The sequence below is a fragment of the uncultured Candidatus Thioglobus sp. genome (assembly GCF_963981275.1).
GTDB lineage: Bacteria > Pseudomonadota > Gammaproteobacteria > PS1 > Pseudothioglobaceae > Thioglobus_A.
Window position 1 is genome coordinate 1 of sequence record NZ_CAXCCZ010000067.1, and the last position, 2,407, is coordinate 2,407.

Genomic DNA, 2,407 nt, shown 5'->3' on the forward strand with positions numbered 1-2,407 from the left:
TGATTGCACTGGGTGCATTTGCTGTTTTTGGATTGGGCGATGATAAAGAAAAAGAGGCTAAGCCAGAGTCGGCAGAGAAAGTATCACAAGAATGTGAAATCCCTGCGTTTGCTAAAGCAATTGGTCACGAGGACTTGTGGCTTAAGCATAATGGCTGTCCACCAAGAGAAGAAAGCGAAAAATCTGATAAAGATTAGGTTTTTCTGTTCATTTTGAAAATTTGCCAAATTTTCAAAACTGACTGAGCTAAAGGGCTTTAAATAACAAAAAATGCCGTGAAAACGGCATTTTTAATAGGTTTTTAAGGTTTAAACTCGGTGTTTTACACCTTGTTTGTGTTATTTCTCAAATTATTAGATGATCGCACAAGCTTCATCAAAGCTTAAACGCGGACTTCTTGGGAAAATTTTGCTATGATCACCTTGGCCGATTGCACACAGAAAAATTGATTTGGTTTTTCCATCTGGGAAAAAATCCTCATCTAGTGTTTGGCTATTAAAACCACCCATTGGGCCGCAATCAAGCCCAACTGAGCGCGCTGCCAGCATAAAGTAAGCGCCTTGCAAAGTGGCATTCATCTCGCCCGCTTGTTTGATCTTTGCGTCATTGCCAGCGTACCAACTTTTGGCATCGGTATGTGGAAATAAAAATCCTAATTTTTCATAAAATTCAATATCATAGCTAATAATTGCCACTACAGGTGCTTCCATAGATTTTTCGATATTTCCCTCATCAAGATGTGCTTTTAGTTTTTGCTTGGCACTATCAGATTTGACAAAAGTGATGCGCGCAGGTGAGTTGTTAGCAGCAGTTGGCCCGTACTTCATTAATTCGTAAATTTGATGAATTTTATCATCAGAAATATTTGTATCTAGCCAGCCATTATGACTTCTGGCCTTGATAAATAAAGTGTCTAGTGCATTCTGGTCTAGCATTAAAATACCCCTTAATAATAAATAAAAAATTTCTATGCTAGATTATATATTTTTCGACTCATCGCTCTCACTCAAATTTAAAGACCATTTGACAAAGGTGGGAATAAAATTTGAACAGCAAAATGACGATGATTTTGGCTCCGTGCAGGGAGAGATTATCTCTATTGCGGATGATACAGCTGACGAAGTGTTAGATGAATTACAAGAATTGTACGATGATCTGCAAGAGGAGCTTGAGAAAATTTTAGAAAAATCTGACGAAGGCTTGATGATGAATGCAGCTGGCATGGAAGTGAAGCTTAAAGATGGCAGCATTTGCACGCTTCGAGTTGCTCCAGATGTGGTTACCCGCATTCTAACGGTGTTAGAATTTGACGAGTTGCAAGCGTTTGTAGAAAATATAGCCAAGAGTGTGGAAAGCCCAGATGATGGCCACTTTTGTCACAACATAGAAGAGGAGAAAATATGAAAAAAATTACCATTATTGGCTCGGGTTTTGCAGGATTAACTGCTGTTAGAACTATTAGAAAGCAAGATAAAGAAGTTGAAATTACGCTTATTTCCCCAAAAGCAGAATTGGTTTATATGCCAAGCTTGATTTGGGTGCCGTCGGGCGCAGCTGATAAGAAAGATATTGTGATACCGCTGGATAATTTTTTCAAACGCATGGGTGTTGTGCATATTGTCAGCGAAGTAACGGGCTTGGAAAATCAAGGCAGGTCGGTACTAACACCAATTGGCACTTATGAGAATGACGCGCTGATCATTGCTTCAGGCGGGCGTTTTATTAAAAAACTACCTGGCATTAAGCATGCCATCACCCCATGTGAAGGTTTAGAGGCGGCTGAGGCTATTCGTGATCGAGTAAAGGCGATGGATGGTGGTGATATTGCCGTTGGTTTTAGTGGCAATCCTAAAGAGCCAAGTGCGATGCGTGGCGGCCCGATGTTTGAGTTTTTGTTTGGATTGGATACTCAGCTTCGCTCTGAAGGTAGACGTGATAAATTTAAACTAACTTTCTTTACTCCAGCGGCAAAGCCGGGTGCTCGCCTAGGTGAAAAGGCAGTAGGCGGATTGCTGAGTGAGATGAAAAAACGTGATATCACCACTCATCTTGGTCATAAGATGAAAGAGTTTACAGACAGTAAAGTGATCACTGAAGGTGGCGAGTTTGCCGCTGATTTAATTTTATTTATGCCTGGCATGACTGGCAACACTTGGTTTGACAATACTGATCTTGCGCGTAGCGAAGGTGGCATGTTGAAGGCTAATAAATTTTGTGAAGTAGAAGGTGTAGACAAAGTATTTGTCGCAGGTGATTCAGGCTCTTTCCCAGGGCCAGAGTGGATGCCAAAACAAGCTCATATGGCTGACTTGCAAGCTGCGGCAGCAGCTAAAAATGCACTGGATAATCTTAACGGTAAAGATTCTAGCCATACCTTCAAAATTGAGCTGATGTGCATTGTGGATTC

4 protein-coding genes are annotated in these 2,407 nt (G+C 40.9%); 3 read left to right on the forward strand and 1 reads right to left on the reverse strand.

All coding sequences use genetic code 11. The annotated features are described in order from the left end of the window. Positions 1 to 197 (forward strand): hypothetical protein (locus ABNR88_RS07160; RefSeq protein ID WP_291927855.1); only part of this gene is annotated, 197 nt, incomplete at its 5' end. 156 nt (positions 198 to 353) lie between these two features. On the opposite strand, the gene ABNR88_RS07165 is transcribed toward ABNR88_RS07160, so the two are convergent. Then, on the reverse strand, positions 354 to 935 hold the full coding sequence (locus ABNR88_RS07165) for a malonic semialdehyde reductase (protein ID WP_291927852.1): 582 nt from the start codon (positions 933 to 935) through the stop codon (positions 354 to 356). Between the two features lie 97 nt (positions 936 to 1,032). Between ABNR88_RS07165 and ABNR88_RS07170 the strand changes: the two genes are divergently transcribed. Both ABNR88_RS07170 and ABNR88_RS07175 read left to right on the forward strand, forming a co-directional pair. Continuing rightward, entirely contained in the window at positions 1,033 to 1,404 is a 372-nt protein-coding gene (locus ABNR88_RS07170) for a hypothetical protein (protein WP_291927849.1), read from the forward strand. Next, a partial coding sequence (locus tag ABNR88_RS07175) for an FAD-dependent oxidoreductase (RefSeq protein WP_348670250.1) occupies positions 1,401 to 2,407 on the forward strand: 1,007 nt, incomplete at its 3' end. The genes ABNR88_RS07170 and ABNR88_RS07175, both read left to right, overlap by 4 nt.

What these genes read in the sequence shown, in the direction of transcription:
- ABNR88_RS07165 (WP_291927852.1), bottom strand. Translation starts at nt 935, where the DNA reads ATGCTAGACCAGAATGCACTAGACACTTTATTTATCAAGGCCAGAAGT.